Annotated in this window: 26 protein-coding genes and 1 tRNA gene; 10 read left to right on the top strand and 17 right to left on the bottom strand. The window is 66.1% G+C overall.

What is annotated here, in order from left to right:
- The 3 genes from HUW46_RS42610 to HUW46_RS42600 are packed head-to-tail and all read right to left on the bottom strand — an operon-like array spanning position 1 to position 3,664.
- On the bottom strand, positions 1-2,067 hold the full coding sequence (locus HUW46_RS42610) for a M3 family metallopeptidase (protein ID WP_215544316.1): 2,067 nt from the start codon (positions 2,065-2,067) through the stop codon (positions 1-3).
- Positions 2,064-2,783 carry an MSMEG_4193 family putative phosphomutase gene (locus HUW46_RS42605; protein ID WP_215544315.1) on the bottom strand — a complete coding sequence of 240 codons (720 nt, stop codon included), beginning with the start codon at positions 2,781-2,783 and terminating at the stop codon, positions 2,064-2,066. The genes HUW46_RS42610 and HUW46_RS42605 overlap by 4 nt, the downstream gene beginning before the upstream one ends.
- Before the next feature lie 38 nt (positions 2,784-2,821).
- Positions 2,822-3,664 carry an undecaprenyl-diphosphate phosphatase gene (locus HUW46_RS42600; RefSeq protein WP_215544314.1) on the bottom strand — a complete coding sequence of 281 codons (843 nt, stop codon included), beginning with the start codon at positions 3,662-3,664 and terminating at the stop codon, positions 2,822-2,824.
- Positions 3,665-3,837: 173 nt separating this feature from the next.
- Between HUW46_RS42600 and HUW46_RS42595 the strand changes: the two genes are divergently transcribed.
- From HUW46_RS42595 to HUW46_RS42585, 3 genes are all read left to right on the top strand, one after another.
- Positions 3,838-4,794 (top strand): aldo/keto reductase, encoded by a 957-nt coding sequence (locus tag HUW46_RS42595; protein ID WP_215544313.1) that lies wholly within the window; start codon positions 3,838-3,840, stop codon positions 4,792-4,794.
- A gap of 80 nt (positions 4,795-4,874) precedes the next feature.
- On the top strand, positions 4,875-5,885 hold the full coding sequence (locus tag HUW46_RS42590) for a YncE family protein (protein ID WP_215544312.1): 1,011 nt from the start codon (positions 4,875-4,877) through the stop codon (positions 5,883-5,885).
- Positions 5,882-6,106 carry a DUF5703 family protein gene (locus HUW46_RS42585; protein ID WP_215544311.1) on the top strand — a complete coding sequence of 75 codons (225 nt, stop codon included), beginning with the start codon at positions 5,882-5,884 and terminating at the stop codon, positions 6,104-6,106. Before HUW46_RS42590 ends, HUW46_RS42585 begins: the two co-directional genes overlap by 4 nt.
- On the opposite strand, the gene HUW46_RS42580 is transcribed toward HUW46_RS42585, so the two are convergent.
- Together HUW46_RS42580 and HUW46_RS42575 are read right to left on the bottom strand one after the other, a co-directional pair.
- Complete coding sequence (locus HUW46_RS42580) at positions 6,086-6,985, bottom strand: alpha/beta fold hydrolase (RefSeq protein WP_215544310.1); 900 nt, start codon at positions 6,983-6,985, stop codon at positions 6,086-6,088. The genes HUW46_RS42585 and HUW46_RS42580 overlap by 21 nt on opposite strands.
- Positions 6,985-8,307, bottom strand: coding sequence for a M20/M25/M40 family metallo-hydrolase (locus tag HUW46_RS42575; protein ID WP_215544309.1), 1,323 nt, complete (start codon positions 8,305-8,307; stop codon positions 6,985-6,987). The genes HUW46_RS42580 and HUW46_RS42575 overlap by 1 nt, the downstream gene beginning before the upstream one ends.
- Positions 8,308-8,422: 115 nt before the next feature.
- On the opposite strand from HUW46_RS42575, the gene HUW46_RS42570 reads away from it, so the two are divergent.
- A complete protein-coding gene (locus HUW46_RS42570) occupies positions 8,423-9,778 on the top strand; it encodes an NAD-dependent succinate-semialdehyde dehydrogenase (protein ID WP_215544308.1) in 1,356 nt (451 codons plus the stop codon).
- A gap of 116 nt (positions 9,779-9,894) precedes the next feature.
- Positions 9,895-9,978, top strand: a tRNA-Leu gene (locus HUW46_RS42565).
- Here HUW46_RS42565 and HUW46_RS42560 read toward each other — a convergent pair.
- The 6 genes from HUW46_RS42560 to HUW46_RS42535 form a co-directional block, all read right to left on the bottom strand.
- Positions 9,960-11,711, bottom strand: coding sequence for a recombinase family protein (locus HUW46_RS42560; protein WP_215544307.1), 1,752 nt, complete (start codon positions 11,709-11,711; stop codon positions 9,960-9,962). The genes HUW46_RS42565 and HUW46_RS42560 overlap by 19 nt on opposite strands.
- A gap of 150 nt (positions 11,712-11,861) precedes the next feature.
- Positions 11,862-13,997, bottom strand: coding sequence for an FtsK/SpoIIIE domain-containing protein (locus HUW46_RS42555; RefSeq protein WP_215544306.1), 2,136 nt, complete (start codon positions 13,995-13,997; stop codon positions 11,862-11,864).
- Entirely contained in the window at positions 13,990-14,679 is a 690-nt protein-coding gene (locus HUW46_RS42550) for a hypothetical protein (RefSeq protein ID WP_215544305.1), read from the bottom strand. Before HUW46_RS42550 ends, HUW46_RS42555 begins: the two co-directional genes overlap by 8 nt.
- The gene (locus HUW46_RS42545; protein WP_215544304.1) at positions 14,676-15,005 is read right to left on the bottom strand and encodes a hypothetical protein; all 330 of its coding nucleotides are present in this window, start codon (positions 15,003-15,005) and stop codon (positions 14,676-14,678) included. Before HUW46_RS42545 ends, HUW46_RS42550 begins: the two co-directional genes overlap by 4 nt.
- On the bottom strand, positions 15,002-15,337 hold the full coding sequence (locus HUW46_RS42540; protein WP_215544303.1) for a WhiB family transcriptional regulator: 336 nt from the start codon (positions 15,335-15,337) through the stop codon (positions 15,002-15,004). The genes HUW46_RS42545 and HUW46_RS42540 overlap by 4 nt, the downstream gene beginning before the upstream one ends.
- Complete coding sequence (locus HUW46_RS42535) at positions 15,313-15,525, bottom strand: helix-turn-helix domain-containing protein (RefSeq protein WP_215544302.1); 213 nt, start codon at positions 15,523-15,525, stop codon at positions 15,313-15,315. Before HUW46_RS42535 ends, HUW46_RS42540 begins: the two co-directional genes overlap by 25 nt.
- 156 nt (positions 15,526-15,681) lie before the next feature.
- On the opposite strand from HUW46_RS42535, the gene HUW46_RS42530 reads away from it, so the two are divergent.
- From HUW46_RS42530 to HUW46_RS42520, 3 genes are all read left to right on the top strand, one after another.
- Positions 15,682-16,062: a helix-turn-helix domain-containing protein gene (locus tag HUW46_RS42530; RefSeq protein WP_215544301.1), complete on the top strand. Its 381-nt coding sequence runs from the start codon at positions 15,682-15,684 to the stop codon at positions 16,060-16,062.
- Positions 16,063-16,248: 186 nt separating this feature from the next.
- The gene (locus HUW46_RS42525) at positions 16,249-17,739 is read left to right on the top strand and encodes a transcriptional regulator (RefSeq protein WP_442860888.1); all 1,491 of its coding nucleotides are present in this window, start codon (positions 16,249-16,251) and stop codon (positions 17,737-17,739) included.
- Entirely contained in the window at positions 17,736-18,086 is a 351-nt protein-coding gene (locus HUW46_RS42520; protein WP_215544299.1) for a cupin domain-containing protein, read from the top strand. Before HUW46_RS42525 ends, HUW46_RS42520 begins: the two co-directional genes overlap by 4 nt.
- Here HUW46_RS42520 and HUW46_RS42515 read toward each other — a convergent pair.
- Complete coding sequence (locus HUW46_RS42515) at positions 18,075-19,553, bottom strand: helix-turn-helix transcriptional regulator (protein ID WP_215544298.1); 1,479 nt, start codon at positions 19,551-19,553, stop codon at positions 18,075-18,077. The two genes, HUW46_RS42520 and HUW46_RS42515, sit on opposite strands and share 12 nt — an antisense overlap.
- Positions 19,554-20,137: 584 nt before the next feature.
- Here HUW46_RS42515 and HUW46_RS42510 point away from each other — a divergent pair.
- Both HUW46_RS42510 and HUW46_RS49180 read left to right on the top strand, forming a co-directional pair.
- Positions 20,138-20,380, top strand: a complete 243-nt coding sequence (locus HUW46_RS42510) for a hypothetical protein (protein ID WP_215544297.1) — start codon at positions 20,138-20,140, stop codon at positions 20,378-20,380.
- Positions 20,377-20,766 (top strand): transcriptional regulator, encoded by a 390-nt coding sequence (locus tag HUW46_RS49180; RefSeq protein WP_215544296.1) that lies wholly within the window; start codon positions 20,377-20,379, stop codon positions 20,764-20,766. The genes HUW46_RS42510 and HUW46_RS49180 overlap by 4 nt, the downstream gene beginning before the upstream one ends.
- 382 nt (positions 20,767-21,148) lie before the next feature.
- Here HUW46_RS49180 and HUW46_RS42500 read toward each other — a convergent pair whose 3' ends face one another.
- From HUW46_RS42500 to HUW46_RS48655, 5 genes are all read right to left on the bottom strand, one after another.
- Positions 21,149-21,421, bottom strand: a complete 273-nt coding sequence (locus tag HUW46_RS42500; RefSeq protein WP_215544295.1) for a hypothetical protein — start codon at positions 21,419-21,421, stop codon at positions 21,149-21,151.
- A gap of 356 nt (positions 21,422-21,777) precedes the next feature.
- Positions 21,778-22,395, bottom strand: a complete 618-nt coding sequence (locus tag HUW46_RS42495) for a HEPN domain-containing protein (RefSeq protein WP_215544294.1) — start codon at positions 22,393-22,395, stop codon at positions 21,778-21,780.
- On the bottom strand, positions 22,395-23,603 hold the full coding sequence (locus HUW46_RS42490; protein WP_215544293.1) for a DUF262 domain-containing protein: 1,209 nt from the start codon (positions 23,601-23,603) through the stop codon (positions 22,395-22,397). Before HUW46_RS42490 ends, HUW46_RS42495 begins: the two co-directional genes overlap by 1 nt.
- Before the next feature lie 148 nt (positions 23,604-23,751).
- Positions 23,752-24,828: an MrcB family domain-containing protein gene (locus tag HUW46_RS42485; protein WP_215544292.1), complete on the bottom strand. Its 1,077-nt coding sequence runs from the start codon at positions 24,826-24,828 to the stop codon at positions 23,752-23,754.
- A gap of 180 nt (positions 24,829-25,008) precedes the next feature.
- Positions 25,009-25,725 carry a hypothetical protein gene (locus tag HUW46_RS48655; protein WP_254126728.1) on the bottom strand — a complete coding sequence of 239 codons (717 nt, stop codon included), beginning with the start codon at positions 25,723-25,725 and terminating at the stop codon, positions 25,009-25,011.
- Positions 25,726-25,930: the final 205 nt, after the last annotated feature.

The following is a 25,930-nucleotide window of genomic DNA, read 5'->3' as shown; positions in this document are numbered from 1 at the left end:
TCAGGACCCTTCGAGGCCCCGGCGCTTGAGCAGCGGGGCGATTTCCGGGTCGCGGCCGCGGAACGCGCGGAAGGCCGTCATGGAGTCGACGCTCCCGCCCCTGCTGAGCAGCTCGCGCCGGAAGTAGTCGCCGTTTTCCCTGGTGAGGCCACCGTTTTCGCGGAACCATTCGACGCTGTCGGCGTCGAGCACCTCGCTCCAGATGTACGAGTAGTACCCGGCGCTGTAGCCGCCGCTGAAGATGTGCGCGAAGTACGTGCTGCGGTAGCGCGGCAGCACCGTGCCGAGCGCCACGCCCGCTTCTTCGAGCGCGGTCGCTTCGAACTTCTCCACGTCGGCGACGGTCTCGCCGGGGCCGAGCGCGTGCCACGCCTGGTCCAGCAAGGAGGCCGCGAGGTATTCGGTGGTCGCGTAGCCTTCACCGTACTTCCGCGAGGCCAGCAAAGCGTCCACTGCGGCCTGTGGCAGCGGTTCCCCGGTTTCCCAGTGCTTCGCGTAGTTCGCGAGCACCTCCGGCCAGAACATCCACATTTCGTTGACCTGCGAGGGATATTCGACGAAGTCGCGTGCCACGTTGGCACCGGAGAACGTCGGGTACCGCACGTCGGAAAGGAGACCGTGCAGCGCGTGCCCGAACTCGTGGAAGGCCGCGTGCAGCTCGTCAAGGCTGAGCAGCGTCGGCTCGCCCTCCGGCGGTTTCGCGATGTTGAGGTTGTTCACCACCACCGGCCGGTACCCGAACAGGCCGGACTGGTCGACGAAGTTGTTCATCCACGCGCCGCCGCGCTTGGAATCGCGCGTGTAGTAGTCGCCGATGAAGATGCCCAGCGGGGCACCGTCGGCGTCGAACACCTCGAACACCCGCACGCTCGCGTGGTACTTCGGCAGGTCGTGCCGCTCGCTGAAGGTGAGCCCGTACAGCCGCGACGCCGCGTAGAAGATGCCATCGACCACCACGCGGTCCAACTCGAAGTACGGGCGCAGCGCCGATTCGTCGAGGTCGAACCGGTCCCGGCGCAGCCGTTCGGCGTAGAAGGCCCAATCCCACGGCTCGAACTCCGCGCCGGGCTCGTCGGCGGCGAGGTACTGCCGCAGCTCGTCCGCCTCGGCCTTCGCGTTGGCGACGGCGACCGGCGCCAGCCGCCTCAGCAGTCCGACGGCGGCTTCCGCCGTCCGCGCCGTCTCGTCCGCGATGATGTACGACGCGTGGCTTTCGTAGCCCAGTATCGCGGCCCGCTCGGCGCGCAGCGTCGCGATCTCCGCCAGTACGGCCTTGTTGTCGTGCTCGTTCCCGCGGTTGCCCCGGCTCGTCGCGGCGCGGTAGACCCGCTCCCGCAGCGCGCGGTTTTCCAGCGAGGCGAGCACCGGCTGGCCGGTCGGCAGGCCGAGCTTCAGCACGTACTTGCCGTCTTCGCCGCGCGCCGTGGCGGCCTCGGCCGCCGCCCTGATCTCCCCTTCGGACAGTCCGGCCAGCTCGGCGGCGTCCGCCACGACGATCGCGAGATCGTTGCTGTCGGCCAACAGGTTCTCCTGGAACCGGGTGCTGAGCGAGGAAAGCCGCTCGTTCAGCTCGCGGAGCCGCGCCTGCTTCTCCTCGGGCAGTTCTGCGCCCGCCCGCTGGAAATCCGTGTGGTAGCGCTGCAACAACCACGCCGACTCGGGGTCGAGGTCGAGTGTCTCGCGCGCCTCGAACACCGCGGTGACCCTGGCCGCGAGCTTCGGGTTCAGGTAGATCGCGTCGTGGTGTGCCGCCAGCCGTGGCGCGACGGAGGCCTGCAAGCGCTGCCGCTCGGGGTTCGTGTCCGACGAGGTCAGGTTGAAGAACACCGACGACACCCTGGTCAGGAGCGTGCCGGACCGTTCGAGCGCGGCCACCGTGTTCTCGAACGTCGGCGCTTCCTCGCTGTCCGCGATCCGCGCGACCTCCGCCGCGTGCTCGGCGAGTCCCGCGTCGAACGCGGGCGCGAAGTGCTCGTCCGAGACTCGGTCGAACGGGGGCAGGCCGTACGGGAGATCGCTCGGCGCCGCGAACGGGTTGTCCGGCGACAGCTGCTCCGGTGCGGTCATTTCCTGCCCTTCCTTCCCTGAGCACCCGTCGAGCCGCCGACCTCGGCATCGGAGCTCGCCTTCTTCTTGCCACTGCGCGGTTTCGGCGGCACGATCCCGGCGAGATCGCCGCCGTGGTCGTTCACCCTGAGCACGAACGGCCGCGTCTCGGTGTACCGCACCACCGAGACCGCCGCGGGGTCCACCACGATGCGCTGGAACGAGTCGAGGTGCTGCCCGAGCGCGTCGGCGATGATCGCCTTGAGCACGTCGCCGTGGCTGCACAGCACCCACACCGCGTGGTCGCCGTGCGCCGCGGTGATCCGCGCGTCGTGCTCGCGGACGGCTGCGACCGCCCGCGCCTGCATCGCCGCGAGCCCCTCACCACCGGGGAACACCGCCGCCGACGGGTGCGCCTGCACGACCCGCCACAGCGGTTCCTTGACCAGCGACTTCAGCTCGCGGTTCGTCCAGTCGCCGTAGTCCACTTCGGACAGTCTGGGCTCCACGTGCTTGGCGAGATCCCGCGCGGCCACCAACGGCGCCACGGTTTGCTTGCACCGCAGCAACGGGGACACGACGACCTCGGCCACCGGGACCTCGGCCAGCCGCTCGACCAGCGCGTCCGCCTGCGCGCGCCCCGTCTCGTCGAGACCGACCTTCGGCGTCCTGCCCGCCAGCACGCCGGAGCCGTTCGCGGTGGACCGGCCGTGGCGCAGCAGGATGACCGTGCTCATCGAGGTACTCCCATGGGGGTCACCCTACGTCGTTTCGATCAGGTACCGGTCGGCCCCGCGTTCGGGTCCAGCACGTGGGTGAAGATCAGCACGAACAGCAGGGCGCCGAGCGCGATCCGGTACACCACGAACGGCACGAAGCTGCCCTTCTTGATGTAGGCCATCAGCCAGGCGATGACGGCGTAACCGACGGCGAAGGCGATCAGCGTGGCGAGGATCGTCGGACCCCACTGCGCCGTCTCACCGTTCTTGCCGATGTCGGTCAGCTTGTAGAGACCAGAGCCGAGCACCGCGGGCACCGCGAGCAGGAACGAGTACTCCGCCGCTTCGGAACGCTTGTAGCCCATGAACAGCCCGGCGCTGGTCGTGCCGCCCGAGCGCGAGACGCCGGGGATCACGGCGAGCGCCTGCGCGAACCCGTAGACCAGGCCGTGCGGGACCGTCAGGTGGTCGAGATCGCGGTAGTTCCGCCCGACGCGATCGGCGATCAGCAGGATCACGCCGAACACGATCAGCATGGTCGCGGTGATCCGCAGATCGCGGAACGCGTGGTCGATGTCGTGCTGGAACAGCAGGCCGATCACGACGATCGGGAGCGAGCCGACGATGATCAGCCAGCCGAGCCGCGCGTCGGGGTGCCCGCGCCAGTCCTTCTTGTACAGGGAGAAGAACCACGCGACGAGGACGTGCCCGATCTTCTTCGCGAAGTACAGGATGACGGCGAGCTCGGTACCGATCTGGGTGACCGCGGTGAACGCGGCGCCGGGGTCGTCCCACCCGGCGAGCGCCGCGGTGATCCGCAGGTGCGCGCTCGACGAGATCGGGAGGAACTCGGTCAGCCCCTGGACCAGACCGAGGACGAGTGCTTCGAACCAGCCCATTTCAGCCGACCTCCGCCATGCCGAAGACCTTCATCCGTTCCGCGATCCTTCCGTCGGTTGGGGGTGCAAAGCACTGCGAAGCGTGTTCGGCGCAGACACTAACGGGGTGCCCGCGCGCGACATGACTCGCCTTCGTCACGCGCGCGAAGGGGCTGCGGCTAGGCTCGCGCGTCATGGAGAAGCGACAGCTCGGCCGGTCGGGACTCCGCGTGTCCAGGATGGCGCTCGGCACCATGAGCTGGGGCAGCGACACCGACGCCGAGGAAGCCGCGAGCCAGCTCGTCGCGTTCGTCGACGGTGGCGGCACGCTGGTCGACACCGCCGACATCTACGGCGAGGGCGAGAGCGAGCGCGTACTCGGCTCGCTGCTCGGCGACCTGGTGCCGCGCGACGACATCGTCCTCGCCACCAAGGCCGTGGCGCGGCGCACCGATGGCCCGTTCGGCGGCGGCGCGTCCCGTGGCGCCCTGCTGTCCGCTTTGGACGGTTCGTTACGACGGCTCGGCGTTGACCACGTCGACCTTTGGCAGCTGCACGCGTGGGACCCTTCGGTCCCGCTCGAGGAAACGCTCTCCGCTCTCGATTTCGCCGTGACCAGCGGCAAAGTCCGCTACGTCGGTGTCTCCAACTACTCCGGCTGGCAGCTCGCGACGGTCAGCGGCCGCTCTTCGGTCGTCTCCTGCCAGATGGAGTACTCGCTGGTGCAGCGCGGCGTCGAGCGCGAAGTCGTTCCGGCGGCGGAGTACCACGGCGTCGGGCTCCTCCCCTGGGCGCCGCTCGGCCGCGGCGTGCTAACCGGCAAGTACCGCAACGGCACCCCGGCGGACTCGCGCGGCGCGTCGCCGACCTACGCGGGTTACGTCGAACAGCACCGCACCGAGCGGGCGGCCAGGATCGTGCAGGCGGTCATGACGGCGGCCGACGGGCTCGGCACCTCACCGCTGTGCGTGGCGCTCGCGTGGGTCCGCGACCGGCCGGGCGTGGTCGCCCCCGTCGTCGGGGCGCGGGACACCGGGCAGCTCACCGGTTCGCTCGCCGCCGACGAGATCACGCTGCCGCCCGCCATCAAATCCGCGCTCGACGACGTCAGCGCGCTCGAATTCGGTTACCCCGAACGGTGGCCGAGGTGACTACCGGATGACACGCACGTGACGACACGGCGTCCGTGGGGGATGCTGGAGTCACGGCACGACGACCTGGAGGCTTCACTGTGCGTAGGCTCGCCACCGCGCGGCTGGTAGCGATCCCGCTGGCCTGCGCGCTGGCCACGACGGCCTGCTCGTCCGGCACGAGCCAGAAGGACGACCTGCAGATCGTGCAGAACCCCGTCGCGGCCGTGCCCGCGACCGCGCCCCCGGTGACAGCGAAGCCCGCGGGCTCGGTGTTTTCGACGCCGGGGAACGTCACCGCGGTCGCCACCGAGGGCACGACGCTCGCCGTCGGCCTGCAGACGCCGCCGTCGGTGCGGCTCTACGACCTCGGCGCGCTCACCGCACCGCCGAAAACCGTCCCGCTGCCCGGTCCCGCGGAACGGATCACGCCGTCGGACGGTCGCCTGCTCGTCAGCGTGCCCGGGAGCGGCAAGGTCGCCGAGATCGCGCTCCCCGCGGGCACGGTCACCGAACTCGCCGTGCCAGGGAAGCCGAGCGCGGCGACCACCGTGGGCAACCAGACACTCGTGTCGGTCCGCGACCGCAAGGAGATCGCCGTCCTCGACGGCGGCAAGGTGGCCAGGACCATCGGTGGCAGCCTCTACAGCGCCGACGACGTCCTGACCGCGGGCGACAAGACCGTGGTGCTCGACCGCCTCCGCACCGCCCTGTTCGCGGTCGACGTGCCGGGCGGCAAGGTCGGCGAAGGCCTCAGGGCGGGCGAGGGCGTGGCGAACGCCGTCGCCGATTCGTTCGGCCGGGTGCTGGTCACCGACGTGAAGGCGGGCGCGCTCATCGCGTTCTCGACCGATCCACTGCTCATGCGGCAGCGATTCCCGGTGCCCGGTGGCGCGTACGGCATCGCTTACGACGCGAAGAAGGCGCTCGCCTGGGTGACGCTCACCGGCGTCAACCAGGTGGTCGGCTACGACGTCCGTGGTGGCGAGCCGGTGGAGAAGTACCGCTTCCCGACCGTTCGCCAACCGAACTCGGTGACCGTGGACGAAGCGACCTCGCGCGTGGTCGTCGGCTCCGCCGCCGGAGAAGGGATTCAGGTGATCGCACCGTGACCGTGGACGAGGCGGTGGTCGAAGGGGACTGGGAGTACCGCCGGCTGCAGTTGCCGCCCGGCGTCTCCCGGCGGGCAGCGGCGACGCAGCTGGCGATTCACGCCGAGTTCGCGGGATGGGAGCTCTCGACCGTCCGGCTGTATTCGGACGGCACGAGACGGGTTTGGTTGCGGCGCAAGCGAACCGCGGCGCTCGCCGGGCTACCCGGCGTCATCGTCTAGCTCGCGCTGCACCGAATGCACCACCCCGACGATCCTGGGCAGGATCTGCGCGGGCGCTTCGAGCGGTAACACGTGCCCGGCTCCGGGCAGGACCACGGCCGTGCCGCGGCGAACTGGCCGCACGAGCAGGGCCACGTCTTCCGCGGGAACCAACCGGTCCCGCTCCCCCACGATCGCCGTCACCGGGATGTCCGCGGCCACGCTCAGCGCCGCCTCGCGCGCGTAGGTGTCGAGCGCGGGACGGAAGAGCGACACCGTGTGCGGCCAGTTCCCCTTGATCATCTGGACCGTCAGCTCCACCGCGGCGGGATCGGGATCGTCGCCGAACAACCACCACCGCAACCCCGCGCTCACCGCCTTGCTGGTGCGCTCCCGCACCAGGCCGATGATCTTCGAGCCGAGCACCGCTTCGAGATCGCGGACCAGCAAACCGAGTGCCTGCGGCCACGACGCGGACGCCTCCGCGGCGAACCCGCCCGCCGAGGTGCCGAGCAGCACCAGGCCGCCGACGCGGTCGGCGAACAGCCGCGGGTGGCGCTGGGTGAGTGACATCACCGCGAGCCCGCCCATGTCGTGGCCGACCAGAACGACTTTGCCGTCCGGCACGAGTTTTTCGACCAGTTCCGCGAGGTCGTCGGCGAGCTGGTTCATCGTCGCCGACGACCTCGTCGCGTGATCGGAGCGCCCGTGCCCGCGGTGGTCGTAGGTGAGCACGCGGACCGGGCGCTCGGCCGCGGTCACCAGGTCCGGCACGATCGCCTGCCAGCTGCGGAGATCGAGCGCGTAGCCGTGCGCGAACAGCACGGTCACCGGCGCGCCGGGGTCACCCGCCTCGGACACGCACAGCGCCGTGCCGTCCGCGAGACGTAGCTGTGCCATCAGGACGAGCGTAGGAACCTGTCCAGCACCCGCGTGCCGAACCGCAGCGCGTCGACGGGCACCCGCTCGTCCACGCCGTGGAACAGTGCGGAGAAGTCCAGATCGGCGGGCAGCTTCAAGGGCGCGAACCCGAAGTTGCGGATCCCGAGGCTCTGGAAGGATTTCGCGTCCGTACCACCGGAAAGCATGTACGGCAGCGTCCGCGCGCCGGGGTCCTCGGCCAGCACGGCCGCGGACATCGCGTCGACCAGCGCGCCGTCGAACGTGGTCTCGACCGGCGGGAGCTCCATCCACTCCTTTTCGATGTCCGGCCCGAGGATCTCGTCGAGCTCCTTGTTGAAGGCTTCGAGGCGTCCCGGCAGGATGCGGCAGTCGACGGCCGCCTCGGCGACCGATGGGATGACGTTCGACTTGTAGCCCGCGGTGAGCATCGTCGGGTTCGCCGTGTCGCGGAGCGTCGCGCCGATCATGCGGGAGATGTTGCCGAGCTTCGCCACCGCGCCGTCGAGGTCGTCTTCGGGGAAGTCCCACCCGGTGATCTCGGTGACCCCGGCCAGGAATTCGCGCACGGAATCGCTCAGCACCAACGGAAACCGGTGGTTGCCCAGCCTCGCGACGGCCTCGGAAAGCTTCGTCACGGCGTTGTCGCGGTGGATCATCGAGCCGTGGCCCGCGGTGCCCCGCACGCGCAGCTTCATCCAGCGGATGCCCTTTTCGGCCGTCTCGACCAAGTAGGCGCGGACGTCGTCCTTGAGCGTGATGGAGAAGCCGCCGACCTCGCTGATCGCCTCGGTCGCCCCTTCGAAGAGGTCGGGCCGGTGTTCGACGAGCCATTGCGCGCCGTACTTCCCGCCCGCCTCCTCGTCGGCGACGAAGGCGAAGATCAGATCGCGCGGCGGCACGATGCCTTCCCGCTTGTAGTGGCGCGCGATCGCCAGCGTCATGCCGACCATGTCCTTCATGTCGACCGCGCCGCGCCCCCACACGTACCCGTCCTGCACCGCCCCGGAAAACGGGTGCACCGACCACTCGGAGGCGTCCGCGGGCACCACGTCGAGATGCCCGTGGATGAGCAGCGCGCCCCGGGACGGGTCGGCACCCGCCAGCCGCGCGACCACGTTGTGCCGGTTCTTCCCGCCCGATTCGACGTAGGTGATCTCGTAGCCCACCTCGGTGAGCTTCTCGGCGACGTACTCCGCGGCCTCGCGCTCCCCCACGAGCGTTTCCGGGTCGCCGGTGTTGGTGGTGTCGATGCGGATGAGCTCGCTGGTCAGCGTGACGGCCTCGTCAGCGGCGGTGTCGATGCGGTTCGGTTCGGTCACCTCGCATTCCTACCATTGCACCGCGTGCACCTCGTATTCTGGGAAGTGTATACAGTATACGCTCGCTGAGGTACCGTCGAACCCGCTCAGCGTCGAGGAACGGAGGCCCGGCCCCATGTACGCAGTGACCAACCCGGTGACGGGTGAACTGGTCGAGGAGATCCCGAACGCCACCGACGAGGAGGTGCTGGCCGCGATCGACCGCGTGCACCGCGAATACTCGTCGTGGCGGCAGCGGCCGGTCACCGAGCGCGCGAAGATCGCGGCACGAGCAGCCGAGCTGTTCGCCGAACGAGCCGACGAACTCGCCGCGATCATGACGCTGGAGATGGGCAAGCGCATCAACGAAGGCCGCGGTGAAATCGGCGTCGTGGTCGATATCTTCCGCTACTACGCGGACAACGGGCCCGACCTGCTGGCGGACGAGCCGCTGACCATCAAAGGCGGCGAGGCCGTCATCACGAAGGAGCCGATCGGCGCGCTGCTCGGCATCATGCCGTGGAACTTCCCGTGCTACCAGGTCGCCCGGTTCGTCGCGCCGAACCTGGTGCTCGGCAACACGATCCTGCTGAAGCACGCGTCGATCTGCCCGCGATCCGCGCTCGCGATCGAAGGGGTCCTGCGGGACGCGGGCGTGCCGGAAGACGCCTACGTGAACATCTTCGCGTCGAGCAAACAGGTCCCCTGGATGCTGGCGGACCCGCGAATCCAGGGCGTGTCGCTGACCGGCAGCGAGCAGGCGGGGATCTCGGTCGCGGCGGAAGCGGGCCGGAATCTGAAGAAGTGCGTCCTCGAACTCGGCGGCTCGGACCCGCTGATCGTCCTCGACACGGACGACATGGCGGAAACCGTCAAGGTCACCGCGACGTCGAGGATGCGCAACTGCGGGCAGTCCTGCAACGCGCCGAAGCGGATGATCGTGCTGGCCGACATCTACGACGAGTTCGTCGACGGGCTGACGAAGCGCGTGGCGGACTACTACCGGCCGGGCGACCCCGCCGACCCGGCGACGAAGTTGCCGCCGCTGGCGTCGATCTCGGCCGCGGACGAAGTGGCCGCGCAGGTCGACGCCGCCGTCCGCCAAGGCGCGACCCTGCGCACCGGCGGACGCCGCACCAAGGGTGCCTACCTCGAAGCCACCGTCCTAACCGACGTGACCCCGGACATGGACGCCTACCGCGAAGAGATCTTCGGCCCTGTCGCACTGGTCTTCCGCGCGGAAACCGAGGACGAAGCCATCGCGATCGCCAACGACACCCCGTTCGGCCTCGGCGCCAGCGTGTTCGGCACCGACCCCGAACGCACACGCCGCGTAGCCGAACGGATCGACGCGGGCATGGTCTACCTGAACAGCGCCGGCGGATCGCAGGCCGACCTGCCCTTCGGCGGCATCAAACGCTCCGGCATTGGCCGCGAACTGGGCGCACTGGGCATCGAGGAGTTCATGAACAAGAAGCCCATCCGCCTCTGACCCGCCTGGGAACACGCACCAGGTCAGCCGGAAGATCTTGCCATGGTCGTCACACACCGTAGACCACACCCCCGGTGAAAACGGCCCGCGGACGACGTATAGTGTGTTCCCAGCAAGTCCGAGTGGCGGAATGGCAGACGCGCTAGCTTGAGGTGCTAGTGCCCTTAACGGGCGTGGGGGTTCAAGTCCCCCCTCGGACACGCACACTATCTACACCCGGGCTGGCCGTCGCATAGACGGCCAGCTCTTTTGGTTCGTAGCGTAGTTCCAGATTCAGGTTCTGGTACAGCCTCGCCAGCCCGGCGGGCTTCGCATCGGCGAGTACCGCTCCGACATCACCCAGCGAATCGATCATCGCGTAGATCGCCGCATCGCTGATCCCGCCCACACTCGGGGCACTCGCCAACTCCGCCTCCGCCGATGCCCGTTCGGCTTGCGCGTGGTTCATGGCGTCCACCACGGCCGCGGGATCCACGCCCGCGCCGATCGCCTCCTGGAATCGCCGAAGGCGCGCCTCCGCATCCACCAACCGCCGTCGCGCCGCCTCATGCCGCCCGCCGCCTCGATTCCCCGCCGACTGAAGCAAAGCCGCGACGGTGCGGTCGACTTCCTCCGGCGCGAAGAGGCGCCCGATCCAGGCGTTGATGGCCTCAACCACTGTGCTTTCGCGCAGGTTCACCGTCTTCGGATGATCGGCCAGCATGGCCGAGCCGGGCGCCATCGTTCGCGCTGTGCAACGGTAATACGCACCCTTCCGTATCGTCGCGCCTTGCATCTTCCGGCGGCACACTCCGCACCGCACGAGCCCGCGCAACAGGTACGTCCGTGCGGTGCTTCGCGCGCCCCGCTCTGCCTTTCGAGCTGTCGCCAACCCACCGGCCGCTTTCGAGCGCCGGAGAAGCTGCGCGCGGGTGAAGGTCTCCACTGACACGATCTCGGGATGAGCCTGCACCCTGGAGCGAACAATCCTGTCCGGAGTCGCCCGTCGGAACCGAACCACGTGACCGGCCGCCACGTCTTCGGGATCTAGCAACGTTTCGTGCTTCGCCCACCGACCGAAGAACGCGTAGCCGGTATAGCGCGGGTTCTCCAGGATCGATCGGACCGTGCTCCCCTGCCACCCGTCGGCCAGCCGATGCCGATTCTGGTCCGGCCGCTTGGCCGACGGGCAAGGAACGCCCTCCAAGTTCAGCATGTTGGCGATAGCCCGATCGCCGTTCCCGTCCAGATACTCATCGAAAATCCGCCGCACGACTTCGGCCCCCAATTCGTCGAGCGCGAGAAGCCGCAGTCGGAATCCTTCGGCCGCCTTGCGCGGGTTCGGATGCGGCCCACCATCGACCACGACATACCCGTACGGCGTCCGGCCGCCCTGGTGCCGTCCTTCGTTGACCACCTGGGCGTCCATCGCGGCGCGTACCCGTGCTTGGACGTGCTGGCGCTCGGACTCGCTCATCCCGCCGAGCACGCTCATCAGCATCTTGTGCGACGGGTTGCGCGCGTCGAACTTCCCGCCCAACTCCGGCACCCACAGATCCACCCCGTAAGCGGCGAACCGCGGCGCGATGAGGGAGAACTGGTTACCGAACCAGCACCGCGTCCCCTCGCCGACGACCACGGCGTCCCAGCCGCGCCGTGGGTTCTTCAACTCCGCGAGCAGTCGCACGGCCTCCGTCCTCCGTTCCCACGGCACCGAACGCGACTGCCCGACATCGAAGTACTCCGCCACGATCCGCCCACCGAGCGGCTCGACGAACTTGCGCGCGTTCCCGACCTGCCACCCGCGAGAGGTCTCCGGGTCCTGGTTGTCCTCGGTCGAGCACCGGCCGTAGACCGCCAGCGAGCCGATCCCTTCTTCGACTGCATCGACGACTTCGAGTCCCAGAATCTCGTCCAGCGTCGACCACGGATCACTGTTGATTTCAGCGGTCATGGTCCACCTCCTCCCCTGGCCGGTCCAGTACCGGCACCTCGGTCAGCTCGATCAAGATCGCTAGCAGCCCGCGTGCGACCGCAGGCGTTAGATCAGGCAACACCGCAGGTAGCGTAACGCGAATCGGTCCATCTTCCGAGCGCGCGGCGCTCATGACCGATCTGGCTCGTCAGCCGCTTCGCCGCCACGGCGAGCGCGGTCGATTGCACTCCTGATTTCAGCCGTCAGGTAACCGCGTACCTGCCGTGTCTTGCCTTCCTCGCTCGTCACCCGGTCTCGCGTCGGCCGACAGCCCAGCTCGCCCATCTGCTGGGCGAATGTCCGCGGCTCGACCCCGAGTGCTTCGGCGAACTCGGCGGTTGGCACGAACACTCGGCCATCCGGTTCGAGGTCGTCACCGAGGTACTCCACGATCGCCGGAAGTGGCTCCGGCAGTTCGTCCGCCGGTCGAACCGCGCCAAGACCTCCGCCTGCACCGATTGCCCGGACGTCGACTCGGTCGAGCACCGGCGTTTCCTGCCCGGCGGCGTGCCCGCTCAACGTCCGAGCGGCTTCCCGGAGCGCGCGTCCCTGCTGACAGATGGTCTGCCAGTCCTCGTTCGGCATGTAGTAGGTCCGAACCGTCATCGCGACCACGTCCGCCCCCGCCGCCGTGTCGCCGTCCGGCCGCAGGATCCCTACACCCTTGTGCGACGGAAGCAAGCGGCTGGAGTCGAAACCGCGCGTGTTCATCTGCTCGCCGAGCACGATGTTCGAGTCCCGCCAGTCCATCACCCGCAGCGCGAACCGCGAGCCGAGCACCGCCCGCAGCCCGGACGGGATGGTCTTCGAGTCCGGCCGTTGCGTGGCCAGCACGAGCACGATCCCAGCCGCGGGTCCTTTCTTCGCCAACCACGTGAGCAGCTCGCCGACGTACTCCCCCGCTGTGAGCTTCTTTCCTTGCACTTCAACGGGAGTACGGTCCTCCAACGGCACCTGAACCTCATCGATGAAGATCGCGGTAACCGGCATGTTCAGCGCGCTGTCGCGGGACATCTGCGGCGTGACCTTCGATTCCGGACACGTGACGTCGTCCAGTTCGCGCATCCGCCGGAACCGGCCTTGCACCTCTTCCACCAGCTCGACGAGCCAGCCGACGAGCGCCAGGACGTGCTCCGGTTCGTCGCCGGACATGAACCGGTGCGCCACCTGGCCAGCCGCGTCCCAGTCCTTACCCGCCTTGAAATCCGCCACGTACAGCCGGACCCACGCGTCCAGGATCAGCCCGGCCGCCGCGAGCCGGGCGGCGAACGTCTTGCCCTGCCGGGGAATCGCACCGACCAGTAGCGAAGTCCAGACGAGCGGGAGGTCGATGCGCCGATCCCGCGCGTCACGGCCGAACGGAACCGGCCGCCACGCATCCCACCGAGCCACACCGAGCAAAGGCGTGCGCAACGGCGGCGACGTGTAGGGATCCTCATCGGCCACCCACATCGACACCCGCCCGGCATGCCCGCCGTTGCCGCGGACGCGTTCCACAATGAGCTGAACCTCATCGACCGCGAGCGCCGATGCGAGCGCGTCCCGGTTCTTCACGACGTCGGCCGCCTTGCGCGTGGCAGGCAGGTCGACCGTGATCGCCCACCCGTCGCCGACACGGGTCGCACGCTCGACGAGCCGCAGCGTTTCGTCCTTGCCGATCAACTTCGCGTCGCGGAACGCGTCGACCAGGACCTGAGGGTCCATCGTCCAGGTCAGCGTGCGAGGTCCCGCGAGCGCCGGTTTCCGCCCCGGGCTGCCGTCCTTCCGCCGACCGAGGATCGCGAGCGCCACCGACGCGAGCGCGCCGCCGATCCACAGTGGATCCGAGCCGTACACGAGCCCGACCAGCGCCGCGGCCACCGCGACGACAGCGAGCACAACACCCGTCATCTTCCAGCGGAACAACGTCAGCGCGCGGATCTCGGTGAACTTGTCGGCCAGCTTCTCCGACTCCTCCGCCGCCGTGCGGTAGTCCCGCACCGTGACCCAACCGCGCCACCAGCGCGCGCCGACCACGAGCCCGCGCACCACCGCGCCGAGGTAGCGCCACGGTGACCGCAGCACCCACACGACCGCGTCTTTCCCGGCCTGGATCGCCTGCGGCTTGCTCTTGAGCCACAAGGGAATTCGCGGTGAATGGCGCCACCACAACGCGAACCGACTGCGCTGCGGTTCGCGGGGTCGCGGCTGCGGCAACGTGTCGTCGACCAGTTCGCCGTCCAGCACGGGATCGGCCTTGACCGGCAAAGCGTCCTGTTCAGTCATCGGCCACCTCCGCGCGCAACGCCTTCGCCAGCCGCGGCGACAGACCACGCGAGCATCCGGTCATCTGGCGAACCCACGCTGGCGTGATGTCCACGCCCGGCGTCCAGTTCGTGCGCGCGTCGGCGAGGTAGTCCGCGAACAGCTTCCGGCGACCCGTGCCGTGTCCGGGCCGCGGTTGCCCCGCAGCCACCAACACGGCGTCGGTCAACTTGTCCCGTAAGTCCGTGATCGCCTCGACTGCGGCGAACACCACCAGCGGCGGCACCGAGTGCAGCACGATCGCCGCTGGCGAACCCTCCGTGAACGATGACCATGTGTTCATGACGTAGGTAGCGGCCAGCGTGAACCACTTCGCGCGCCGGACCCAGCCGCCGGTCCGCACCTGGTACCGCGCGGTCACCTGCTCCGCGCGGAGGATCGCCAGCAGTACGAGCGACACCGTCGGATCCAGCACCCAGGCCGCGAGCCACGGCAACGACCAGGGACGCGTCCCCGCCGACGCGAAGGTCTGGACGTTCGTCATCGTGAAGGCCAGCCCGAGCACGATCCCCGTCCAGCACATCCAGTCGACCTGCCGCCGGACCCGCTCGATCCGCAACGCCACGACGTCGGGATCCGTCTCGTACGCCCGAACCTCGGCGGCTTCGGCCGCGTCCCGCGCCAATTGTTGAGCCCGTGTCATCGGCGACCACCCCGCTTCGAGGTGTCGACCGTCGTCACGGTCAACGCGCGAGTCAGTGCGTAGGCGGCGAACAGCGCAGGCAACCCGAGCACCGCTAGCAACAACCACCGGTTGCCCTGGTGCGCGATGACCACCCACTGGACCGCCAAGATCAACCCGGCGTTGAACAGCACCCGGCCGACCAGTGAGACCAGGCGCGCCCCGCTTCGAGTCGCTTCCGCCGCGGCCTTGGCCCGCCGAGCGCCCGACCGCCACACCCAGAAGAGCACGAGCAGCACACCGACCCCGGCGAGAATCTGCGTCGGCGTCACGTTGATGCCGTTCATTCGGCACCTCGCTCGACTCGTTCGCCACGCCGCAACCAGTGCGGATGCAGCTCGCGACGGTCGTCGTCGGTCATCCCGCCCCAGACGCCGACCGTCGCTGTGCCTGCCGTGCGTAGCTCCAGTTCCAGGCACTCGTCTTGGACCGGGCAGCCGCCACACAAGGACTTCGCCAGCTCCGCATCGGTCCGCGCGTCCGGCGGCTCGTTGTCGGAAGACGGCCACATGCAGACGCCTTCGCTGGTCACGACGTCGGTCAGGATGTCCGAGGGCACCCACCGGAGGCGGTCGAGCCGCCACGCGATGCCGATCAGCCGGAGGTCGTCGGCTCGCATGCCGCACCTCCGTCCCGCACCGGCGTGCCGAGCAGTCGCGCCAGCTCGGTCGAGGACACGCGCAGCCCGCCGCGACACAGCGTCGGCCGCAGCTCTCCCCTGCGGATCGCCCGGCTGACCGCACCGCGCGGGACGCCGAGGATCCAGGCCGCTTCTCGAATGGCATGGAAGGTGATTCGCGAGTTCATAAGAAAGACCAATCTGATGATTTCAAGAGTATGTTGTTGATTTCAGCGCTAATGAAGACGCGTTTGCCCGACGCGCCGCCGGTAATGCGCTAGGCGGCGTGGCGAAAGCGCGATGAACCGCTAATCTCGGCGCTGAGGCGGAGCGCGGAGGAATACGTGGCGGAAGACTGGACGGCGGTCGCGAAGGCGATCAACATGCGGGTCAACGAACTCGGCTGGCGACAACGCGAGCTGGCCGAGCGATCGCACGTGTCGCAGGCGATCGTCCGCGAGCTCCAGCACCACACCGTGGAGCGGCGCCGGAGCGCCCGCACGCTCGAAGCGCTGTCGACCACGCTGGGCTGGCACCCGCAACACCTGTTGGCAGTACTGCAAAACCGCACGCCGCCACATCCGGACGAACCCGCCGACGACGGCCACGAACTGTGGAACCGGCTGGACGCGCTCGAACAGCGGCTGTCCGAGATCACCGACCGCCTCGAAGACGTCCAGACGAGCCTCGCGACCGTGGTCGAGCATGTCCGTTCGAAGCGCTGAAGGCGGGCGATTCGAGCTGGTGAACTGGGTGATTTCCATACCTAGAATTGAAGGCGGAAACGCCGCTCGATCCCATGCACAACCAGTGCGCAAGCAGTGCTCAAACCCAGCACATCCAGTGCACACCGCCGTTTCGAGGCGCCGATGAGCTGGACCGGCGAATCAGCTTCCGCCCTTCAAACGGCGTTGCAGTTGAGCAATGAGAAGTTCGCGGAGAAGCTCGGAATCGGCGTCCGGACCGTCGCGTCGTGGCGTCAAGATCCGAGCCGCCGACCCCAGTCGGAGATGCAACAGGTCCTGGACATCGCACTGGAACGCGCCTCGGACGCGGAGCGCGCCCGGTTCCACGAGCTGACCGGCGAACCTTCGGCCGACATGGCTGCGGCCGACGAACGTCTGGCCGCCGATCCCCACATCGGCGCCGCGCTGGAGTGGCTCGACCGGCACGCCCACTGGACACCAGGTTCTGCCCGCCGCGCCGTCGCCAACCGCGTAGCGCAGGTGGACACGCAAAGCCTCCACGATCGCGGAGCCCGCCGGAGCTGGGTTCGCCAACGCGACATCGCGGCGACGCTGGCCAGCTACTACGGCAGCCAACTCGGTGATCATGGTCTGAACACCGCCCGCGCCGGCGACTTCGCCGTGAACACCAGCGTTCTGACCTGCGAAGATTGGCTCGACCTCGACTGCGAACTACGCCCACCGTACGACGGTCTTCGTGTCGCAAGTGGACAGCCGGAAGCGGACTTGTTCCTGGACGAGCACGCCGCCGGTCGCGCCGTTCAGCGACTCGCCGAGACGCTGTCCATGAACACCCGGCTCGTCGACAGCCCGCTCTACCGCCTGTTGAGCATCGACATCCGTGAACACCAACTCGGCGGCTCGTTCGGTGTCGCGCAGTTCGTCCACTACGCGTTGACCGCGGACCTGCTCGAAAACGAGCTGGTCGACGCCGTCGCCGCGGGTACGACCGCGATGCCGCTGCGCGATCGGTACCTTCCCGATCTCCGGTCCGTGCTCGACGTCGGCGACCGGCTGTGCGCGGGCGGCGTGCTCGCACTGACCGCGATCGCGCGCCCTGCCGACCCGTACCGCGGCGACGCGGACTACCTGTTGCTCGTCCAGGAACGCTCGGGGAACGTGCTCAACGCGGCGCGGCGGCTCGCCGTGATCCCGAAGGGCTTCCACCAGCCGCTCACCGACATCCGCCGAGATGCGCAGGTCGGCAGAACGCTCCGCCGCGAGCTTGAGGAAGAGCTGTTCGGGCGCCCGGACATCGACAACACGTTCGGCGAGCAGCTCGCCGCGGACCCGATGCATCCGAGCAGGCATTCCGAGCCGATGCGCTGGCTCATGGCGGAGCCCGGCCGCCTACGGATGGAGTGCACCGGCTTCGGACTCAACCTCGTCAGCGGGAACTACGAGTTCGCCAGTCTGATCGTGATCGAAGACGAGGAATTCTGGGCACGGTTCGGCGGCGTGGTCGAAGCCAACTGGGAATCGGCCACACTTCGTCAGTATTCGACCACGGACACGGAACTTATCGGCGACCTGTTGAGTGATGTAGCGTGGAGCAATGAAGGACTGTTCGCCATGACGCAAGGTCTTCACCGCCTTGCCGAAATAGGCGGAGAGCGCGTCAGAATCCCCTCGATCGAATGGGAGATCGGCCAGTGAGCGACGGCTGGACCGCCGGGAATGCGACCGAAGATGCGGCGGACACGCGAGGCTGGCTCGTGGGCCACTTCATCGACCCGTCGCAGGGCGTTCGGTCGACGAATGACGTAGAAGTCAAGTGGGCCAACCACCCCAAGGGCGACAAGCGCTCCGAGTGGACGTCCGACGACCAGCGGACCACGCTGGTCATGCTGATCTCCGGAGAGTTTCGAGTGGAGGTCACCGGCGGAAGCAAGACCATGACCCGCCAAGGCGATTACGTGATGTGGGGACCGGGAATCGACCATTCATGGGAAGCGTTGGCGGAATCGGTGGTCATGACCGTCCGCTGGCCCTCAGCAACGTAATTCGATATCCGGAATCCGCACTCGATCGCCACCGATCTGCGCGAGCCGCCGCAACCCCTGAATAAACGCGAAGAGCCCTTCGTTGCTCCAATTCTCCTCGCCGAATAGCTCGGTGATCAGGTCACCGTCGCGCGTCGAGTACTGCCGCATCCCCGCCGCCTCCCAGTTCGCCTCGACGTCGCCACCGAACCGCGGCCAGAACTCCTCGTCCTCGATCACGACCAGACTGGCGAACTCGTAGTTCCCGCTGACCAGGTTGAACCCGAACCCCGTGCACTCCATCCGCATCCGCTCCGGCCGCTCGGTCAACCAGCGCATCGGCGCCGACAACCTGCCCGGATGCATCGGATCTGCCGCGCGCTGACCGCCTGCTGTGTTGTCGATGTCGGCACGCCCGAACAGCTCTTTCTCCAGCGCACGCCGCAGCGTTGCCCCGATCCGCGCGTCCGCCCGATGATCGTTCAGCGGCTGGTGGAACGCCTTCGGGATCACCGCCAACCTGCCCGCCGCGTTCACGACGCGCGCGGATCGCTCCTGGACCAGCAACAGGTAGTCCGCTTCGCTGCGGTACGGGTCGGCCGGGCGCGCGATCGCCGTCAGCGCGAGCACTCCGCCCGCGCACAACCGGTTCCGCAGCTCAAGCACAGTCGCGAAGTCCGGTAGGTACCGGTCCCGCAACGGTGCGCCCCCAGGCCGGAGCCGCTCCGCCGCCGACAAGCTGTCGGTCAGCTCGCGTTCGAGGAGATCCATCGTCAGCGCGTACTCGACGAACGGCGCCACCTCGACCTCGCCCGCGACCGCACCCGGCTCGACCCGGACGTCCGCGAGCCGGTAGATCGGCACGTCCGCAATCCGGACGTCCTTCGCCGCGGCCTCTGCCAGCCGCCGTACCGCGGCCGCGTCGTCGACGCGAGCAGGCGGCCGTCCGCCGCCAGACCTCAGCGCGATGCGATCACCCTCGAACGTCAGCGAACACGCGAAGTCTGTCCACTCAGCCCGTGTCACGACGCTGGTCAACACCTCGGCGGCGCCGCACCGAGCCGCGTACATCGAGTGTCCCGCAGGCGGTTCGCCGTAGTACGACGCCAGCGCCTCCGCCACTCGCCTCCGACCAAGCCCCGCGTTCGGCCGAGCTGCCACCCGCACGCCTTCGACCCGCTTGCGGATCGTGCCCGGGTTCGCACCCACGTGCCGGTCCAACCACCTGAACGCCGGATCAAGCTCGACGCCAGCGAGCACCGTCCCGGCAGCGGCTCCCACTTCGAGCAGCGCCCGCAGCTCGTCCGCCGAACGCCCGAGCACGCGCGCCAGCCTTGGCCACTGGAACGGCAACGGCGCGTAGTCCCCCGCCTCCCAGCGGATCACCGTCGACCGGTCGACGCGCATCACCTCGGCCAGCTTCTCTTGCGTCAACCCGGCCGCCTTACGAGCTGAAACAAGCTCTCGACGCCGCCACGCACTACCCATCGCGCCACCCACTCCCGCCGGTCCGCGAATCACTCTAACACCAGTAGATGCAGGTCAACGAGCCGAGTGCAACGTCTACGCGACCGAACTCCAACGTTTCCGCTCTGGGTTCGCGCCCTCGGTCCAGATTGGATGATTTCAACACACCCGGCAGACAAGGACTCGAACGTGACGACCGGCGACCGCAGCCCACGAGCACCACGCCTCTACGTGGTCTGGTACCGCTGTGTTGCCGACAACCTGGACCACGCCGTCACCGACGAAGCCTTCGCGCGCGGCGCACACCAGGACGGCCGCTACCTCGCGCTCTGCGGCCACGAAGTTGTCATCAACTCGTGCCTCATTCCGCCCGGCTGCCCCTGCCCCGCCTGCCGCTTCCTGATCCGCCTTCGCGAACCCGCGCCCGAACCCCGACGTCACCGAAAGCGCTCCCGCCGACGTCGCTTGCTCGGTCGCCTCCAGACTCCGGCCGTCCCGCGCTTACCTTTCTTCCCGCGGGACGGCCGGACCCCAACGTCGGTGGGAACGGACCACACCCCGACTACGCCCGTTCCCACCGACTCCTACTTGCCGCGGACCGCCTGATGACCGTCCGCATCATCCTCGCTCGCCCGCGCCAAGGCACCGTCGGCGAAACCCGCCGCGTGACGCACCTCTTCCCGCTCCCCGCCGGAAACGCGCCACTCGACCGGCTGACCGCCTACTGCGGCGAAAGCTTCGGCCCCGGTGAACTCGAACAACTCGACCGCCCGCTCGGGATGCCCTGCACACCCTGCCTTCGGCGCTCACCCCGCCCGGACGCCGAACTACCGGCAGGCGAGCAATGACCGCGGCCGAACGCCCCGCAGTCCCGACGTTCCAACGGGAGCTGGACCCGCTACTGCTCCAACCGATCCGACTGCTCGCGATGTGCCTGCTCGCCGACATGCGATGGAGCGATGACCTCACGCTCGCGCGGGCCTTACGCGTCCACCCGCGAAGCTGCGCTGTCCACACCGACCACCTCCGCGCGGCGGGATACGTCGAGATCCGCGCTTACTGCCGCCGAACCAAGCTTCGTCTCACCCCGCTGGGGCTCGACCGGCTGACCGAGCACGTGACTGCGCTTCACCGAGTCGCCGACACCGCGGCACAGCTCATCTCCGCGAGGCGAGCCGAAGTCCAGCCACCTGTGTGTGACAGCCGCTCCGACGAGCCCCTGAAACCGGCTTGACGCAGGCAGTTAGTGCCCCGTGAGACGGGCGCAGAGTGAGCCTTCACAGTCGCAGGACACAACGTTTTCCCAGTTCAAGCCAGCTTCGCTACCGTCACATCTGCTGCGGTCACGTGACGACGTACGGGACACATGATGACGGACCGATGCGTGACAAATTTCGTGACACACGGCAGACTCGTCCTCGCATCGGTCACGAAATACATCACGAAAACTGGGAGGTATTCGAATGGGCACGCCAGTCTGCGCGGGCTGTGGGAAGACGTTGCCGCCTCCTACTGGACGCGGCCGTCCCGCGACGTATCACGGCCCGGCATGCCGTCAGCGCGCTCGCCGCGCGCGGCTCGCCGCTAATCCCGACCGCTCCGATTTGCTGACGTTGCTAGATCGCGCCAGCCAGGCTGTAGCCGCAGCGCGCCGTGCTGCGATATCCGGCCACAATCCAGCGCCCGCCCTCGCTGAGCCGGCGACCGTCGCCGAGATTGTCGCCGTCGGCCATGTTGCGGACAACGCCCCCGGCCGTCGCCCAACAGCCGAGCACTCGGCGACTGATCCCGTCGAACTCACCCCCGTCACGCATTCCGTAACGGAACCCATCGAGTCGCAGGTGCGGCCAGCAACGAGCCAAGACCTCATCGACGTCGACACCGTTCACGTCGAACGCAGTGAAGACTTCGAGATCTCAGGCACCTATCGCGCACTCGCCGGAGATTCGCTTCTGCTCGGCTACCTCGAACGCGACGGTCGACGCCGCTGGCAAGCCCGAACCGCTACAACCGCCGTGACTGTGCCCGGCGGACCATGGCGCACACGTCAAGACGCGCTCGTCGGCCTACTTCTCAACGGCAGCATCCGCACATACCCCACCGCTAGGCAAGCCTAGCGGTTTCGCAATTTATATAAATACACCATAGATTTGCATAGGATAACTACAAACGATTCCCAGTCGGACAGAAGGTCCACTTGGATGCCGAGCAACATAGATCACTATCAGATTTTCCAATTTTGCATTCAATCAAACCTTCGTCGAGATATTTCCTCCATCAGGTATGCACCTAGAATGTCGAGTGCATTCAGTGCATTGTCCACCCATTCAATCGCCTGCGAAGGAACGACGATCTCTTCTGTCGCCTGCCGCAAGGTGTGCGCAGCTGCGCCACGCTTCGCGCCCAGTGTATCTAAGGTGGTAAGCGCAGCGTCAAGAGTAGCCTCAAGGTTACTGACATCGATCCCTAGTGGCCGACATAAACTTTTGATATTATTTCGTCGAATTCCATTGTTTGTCTTAATTGCCTTCACGCGAAATAGGCCAAGGAGCTTACCGTGCGCGTCCCGAGCGGTCAGAGTCTTGCTTCCGTGTTGTCCGATGACTATATCCGCGTACGCCACCGAAAGAGAAATGGCGGCCACTGATACGGAGTCAGCACAAGCTAAGACATTTTCGACCGCATTATCGATTAATTCTTCCAAAAACTCTTCGATCGCACTATGAGCGAGGACTACATACGCACGGATACGAATCTTTTCTTCGTGCGTGGCCTCTAGCACTGGAGAAATGTCTGGAAGCAGGGTTTTCCCTATGATAGTTACATCACGACGAAGTCTGTCGGTAATCCCCTCTCTGGACATTAGACAACTTCTTCAGTTCGTTTCGGCAAACCGACGGGCCAAACTGGTTCAGAACCTGTTATAGCTGCAAATTGTGTAAACCATTTACTTATCCGAGTCTGAAATGCTTCAATTGTTTTGGTGGTTGAAGTTATAGAATGCAAAAATTCTTGATCCGCAGTAGAGATATTATGAAACGCCACTAGAAGCTCGGATGACTTTTCCATAGCAGCGTCTCTTATGTTCGAACCGCCCAGCAGCGCTCCTATCTGGGTGTCAAAGATAGCTCGGTTAAAGGCCCTCTCATACCTAGTTCCATTCCATTTCTTGCATGGACTTCCCTCGAATATTATATAGGCTGCATCTATAGCTTTTTCCATATTGGCAAGGAGATCCTTAACGCGTGCCTCCTCATCCTTCCATCGAACGTTGTAGTACTTACAGGTCCGATCCAAGAAATCTTTTAAGTTCCCTTTATAATACTCGCCGCCACCATACAGCCCAATCATTCTAGTTAACACTTCGGCGTCTACCATTCTACGGTCAGGTGCGTCGTTATTGAGCAACTTGCGCAGGCCGGGACTGTCACCCGAGAACTTGTCGATGAAGTTGACGAATGGCCCTGGAACCAGGGCCTGGCGTAACTCCTGAGGCGAAAGAGGAATGCTTCCCGTGTTAAGACGAAGAAACAGACTATACAAGAACTCTTCATGCTCCCAGTTGCGCACCGTAACTGTTCTTATGGTGTGCGTCTCGAACGCGTCGAAGAGTTCGGGCCGCTCTTCTTGAAGTTGAGAAATATTGAAGCCTTTAATGCTTTCTATTGATGTAACTGATGCAAGTTTGAAGGAAGTGAATCCACCTTCTTCATATCCGGACAAACCTGCATAGAATTGCCTTATCGCGAGCAGTCTTTGCTTACCGTCAATGACGATAAAATGACCTGGTTTATCCTTCTTCTCTGCGAGGACTATTTGCGGAATCGGGTAGGCGAGTATGGTTGATTCGATGAATCTGCTTTTAAGCGTTGAGGTCCACGCTGCACGTCTCTGGAACGCTGGTGAAAGATCTAGGCGCCCCTTGTTCATCTGAGTAACTAATGTTTCTATGGTCCAGTCTGTTGCCGTAACGTTGGCACGTTGAGCCCCAACGCGACCAATTACGTCGTCTTCAGACTCTCCTGATTCACTAGTAACCGGTTCGGTTTCTTCATAGTTATTTTCAGACATTTAGTGTTAACCATTTTCTTATCGTTCACTATCGAGCTCAAGTGCAACTTGTCACTACTTTATACTAGAGGTGATATTGCAATACGTAGCGCCATTCAGTTTCGAGATGGTCACACTATTGCAGTGACGGTGCTAGTAACCGAGGCGGTCAACTTCCTTCCATGTCGTCCGAGGCGATGCCGGCCGCGTACGCAGTCGGCGAGCCGATCCATCGATCATTGTCTTGCCAGACGCACGCGATCCGCAACTCTTCGAGCAGTTCGACACATGCTTCGCCGACTGGCTCGTTGAAAAGTGCGACCATGTGCACCTCGTCTGGGTTCGGACATACGAACTTGCGGTACATCAGCAGTTGACCGATGGCCTCACGGACGGCATTGACACCGTTTCCTTTTCGTACGACTTTGGCCTCGATCATCCACTCGTCAGTGCCACGGGTTGCCACAAGATCGCGGGGATGCACGCGGGTATTGGCTTCGAAGCCAGTCATGATCAGGTACTCGCCGTACTCTTTGACTAGAGTTTCATGCTTGCGTGACTTTCGGATGGTCCGCCCGGTGATGGTCTGGACGTAGTCGTCGCTGTTCTTCGGCTTGAACTCCGCCTGCGACTCCGGCTTTAGCTGCGGGCCCGGTGAGACAATCACAGCAGGATCACTCACTGCGAGGCCATCCCGGACCTCAATCGCAACCTGGTAAAGCTGAATGAACCGCTGCAGGTCCGCTCGCAATTCCTTCTCGGAGGGTAAAGTGGCGGTCGAGTAGGTCTGAGCCACGATGTTGCCTGCCTCGTAATCGCGCGGAAGCTGGCTGGTGTGTTTGAGATCGATCGCAGGTGCCAGTCCAGCGATCAAGGAGGATTCAATTTGATCACGGATGGCGCTGGACTGCTGAGCGAGACGGACGCGTGCCTCACTCCCCCATAGCTTTCGTGCCTCGGTGACGCCCTGGTTGAGGCTTAGGGAGATCGTCGACATGTCAGCGGCGAACAGGTAGACGACATACAGGCCACGGGTTGCGCTCGCCGTTTCGTCGGGGTCGAACACTGCGATCCATGGGACATGGGCACCCTGGCCCATACCACCACTGCCGACGATGATGTAGCCACGCACGAGTGGCGCCAGCTCGCTGCCGGCGGAGCGCAACAACACTTGCGCCGCGCTGTCCATGCTGGCGGTGCGGTCATAGACAGCTGCAACCCGCTTGATCAACGTTCCGAGATCCACGACATCCTCCCCTAGGTCGTCTGTACCGTACCGCGGGGCACCGACATCATCGAGCTTCCTTCGACCACATCCAGATGCCCAAGGGGGACGCGGCGGCGCGGCTGTTGTGACCAGTGGCCCGGACCATCCGCTGGGGCGTTGGGGAGAGCGCGGCTTGATGTACTCCTACCGCGCTCGGAGCTAGTTGCGACCGTCGGTGCGCCCGCGGGCGCGTTCGACAAAGGCCGCGTCTTGCTCGCCCACCGTTCGAGTGGCACTCCGCAACCCGGCCCCACACGTGGCATGACACGACGGACTGACGTCGCGCGCCTCGGCAGTACGGTCGCTGGTCATCCCACACGGAGGCGTGTGGATAGTGTGCACCGCCCCTCGGACACACGCACTATCTACACCTGGGCTGGTCGTCACGTAGACGGCCAGCTCTTTTGGTTCGTAGCGTAGCTCCAGGTTCAGCGCCCGGTACAGGCGGCTCAGGCCGGCCGTGGTTCCGTCGGCCAGCGTTCCGCAGACGTCGCCGAGCTGATCAATCCTCGCGTAGACCTCAGCTGTCGACACGCTCGTGCCTGCCGGAAGACTCTCGATCTGTGCTTTCGCGGTGGCTCGTTCGGCCTGTGCCTGGTTGCTCGGGTCGACGAGTGCTTCGGGTTCCACTCCGGCCGCGATGGCGGCCTGATACCGCTGAAGCCTTGCCTCCGCGTCCGCCAGCCTGTTTCTCACCGCGTCCAACGCACCGCCGGCCTGATTGCCGTCCGACCCGAGTAGGGCGGCCGCCGTCCGGTCGCGGTTGTCCGGGTGGAACAGCTCGTGAAGCCATCCGCTGAGCGCCTCGACGACCATGCCTTCGCGCAAGTTGACCGTCTTCGGATGATCCGCCAGTGTCAGTGAGCCGGGCGCCATGGTCCGCGAAGTACAGCGGTAGTAGGCGCCCTTTCGGATCGTGGCACCTTGCATCTTCCGGCCGCAGATTCCACATCGGACCAGCCCACGCAGGAGGTAGGACCGCGCGATCTTCCGCGCGCCTCGCTCGGCCTTGCGTGCCGTCGTAATACGCCTGCCGACTTCGATCGGCGCAGTAGCTGAGCCTGCGTGAAGGTCTCCACGG

The organism is Amycolatopsis sp. CA-230715 (genome assembly GCF_018736145.1).
In the GTDB taxonomy this organism is placed as follows: Bacteria; Actinomycetota; Actinomycetes; order Mycobacteriales; family Pseudonocardiaceae; genus Amycolatopsis.
Note: the sequence above shows the minus strand (reverse complement) of the source record. Positions and strands in the feature narration are given on the sequence as shown.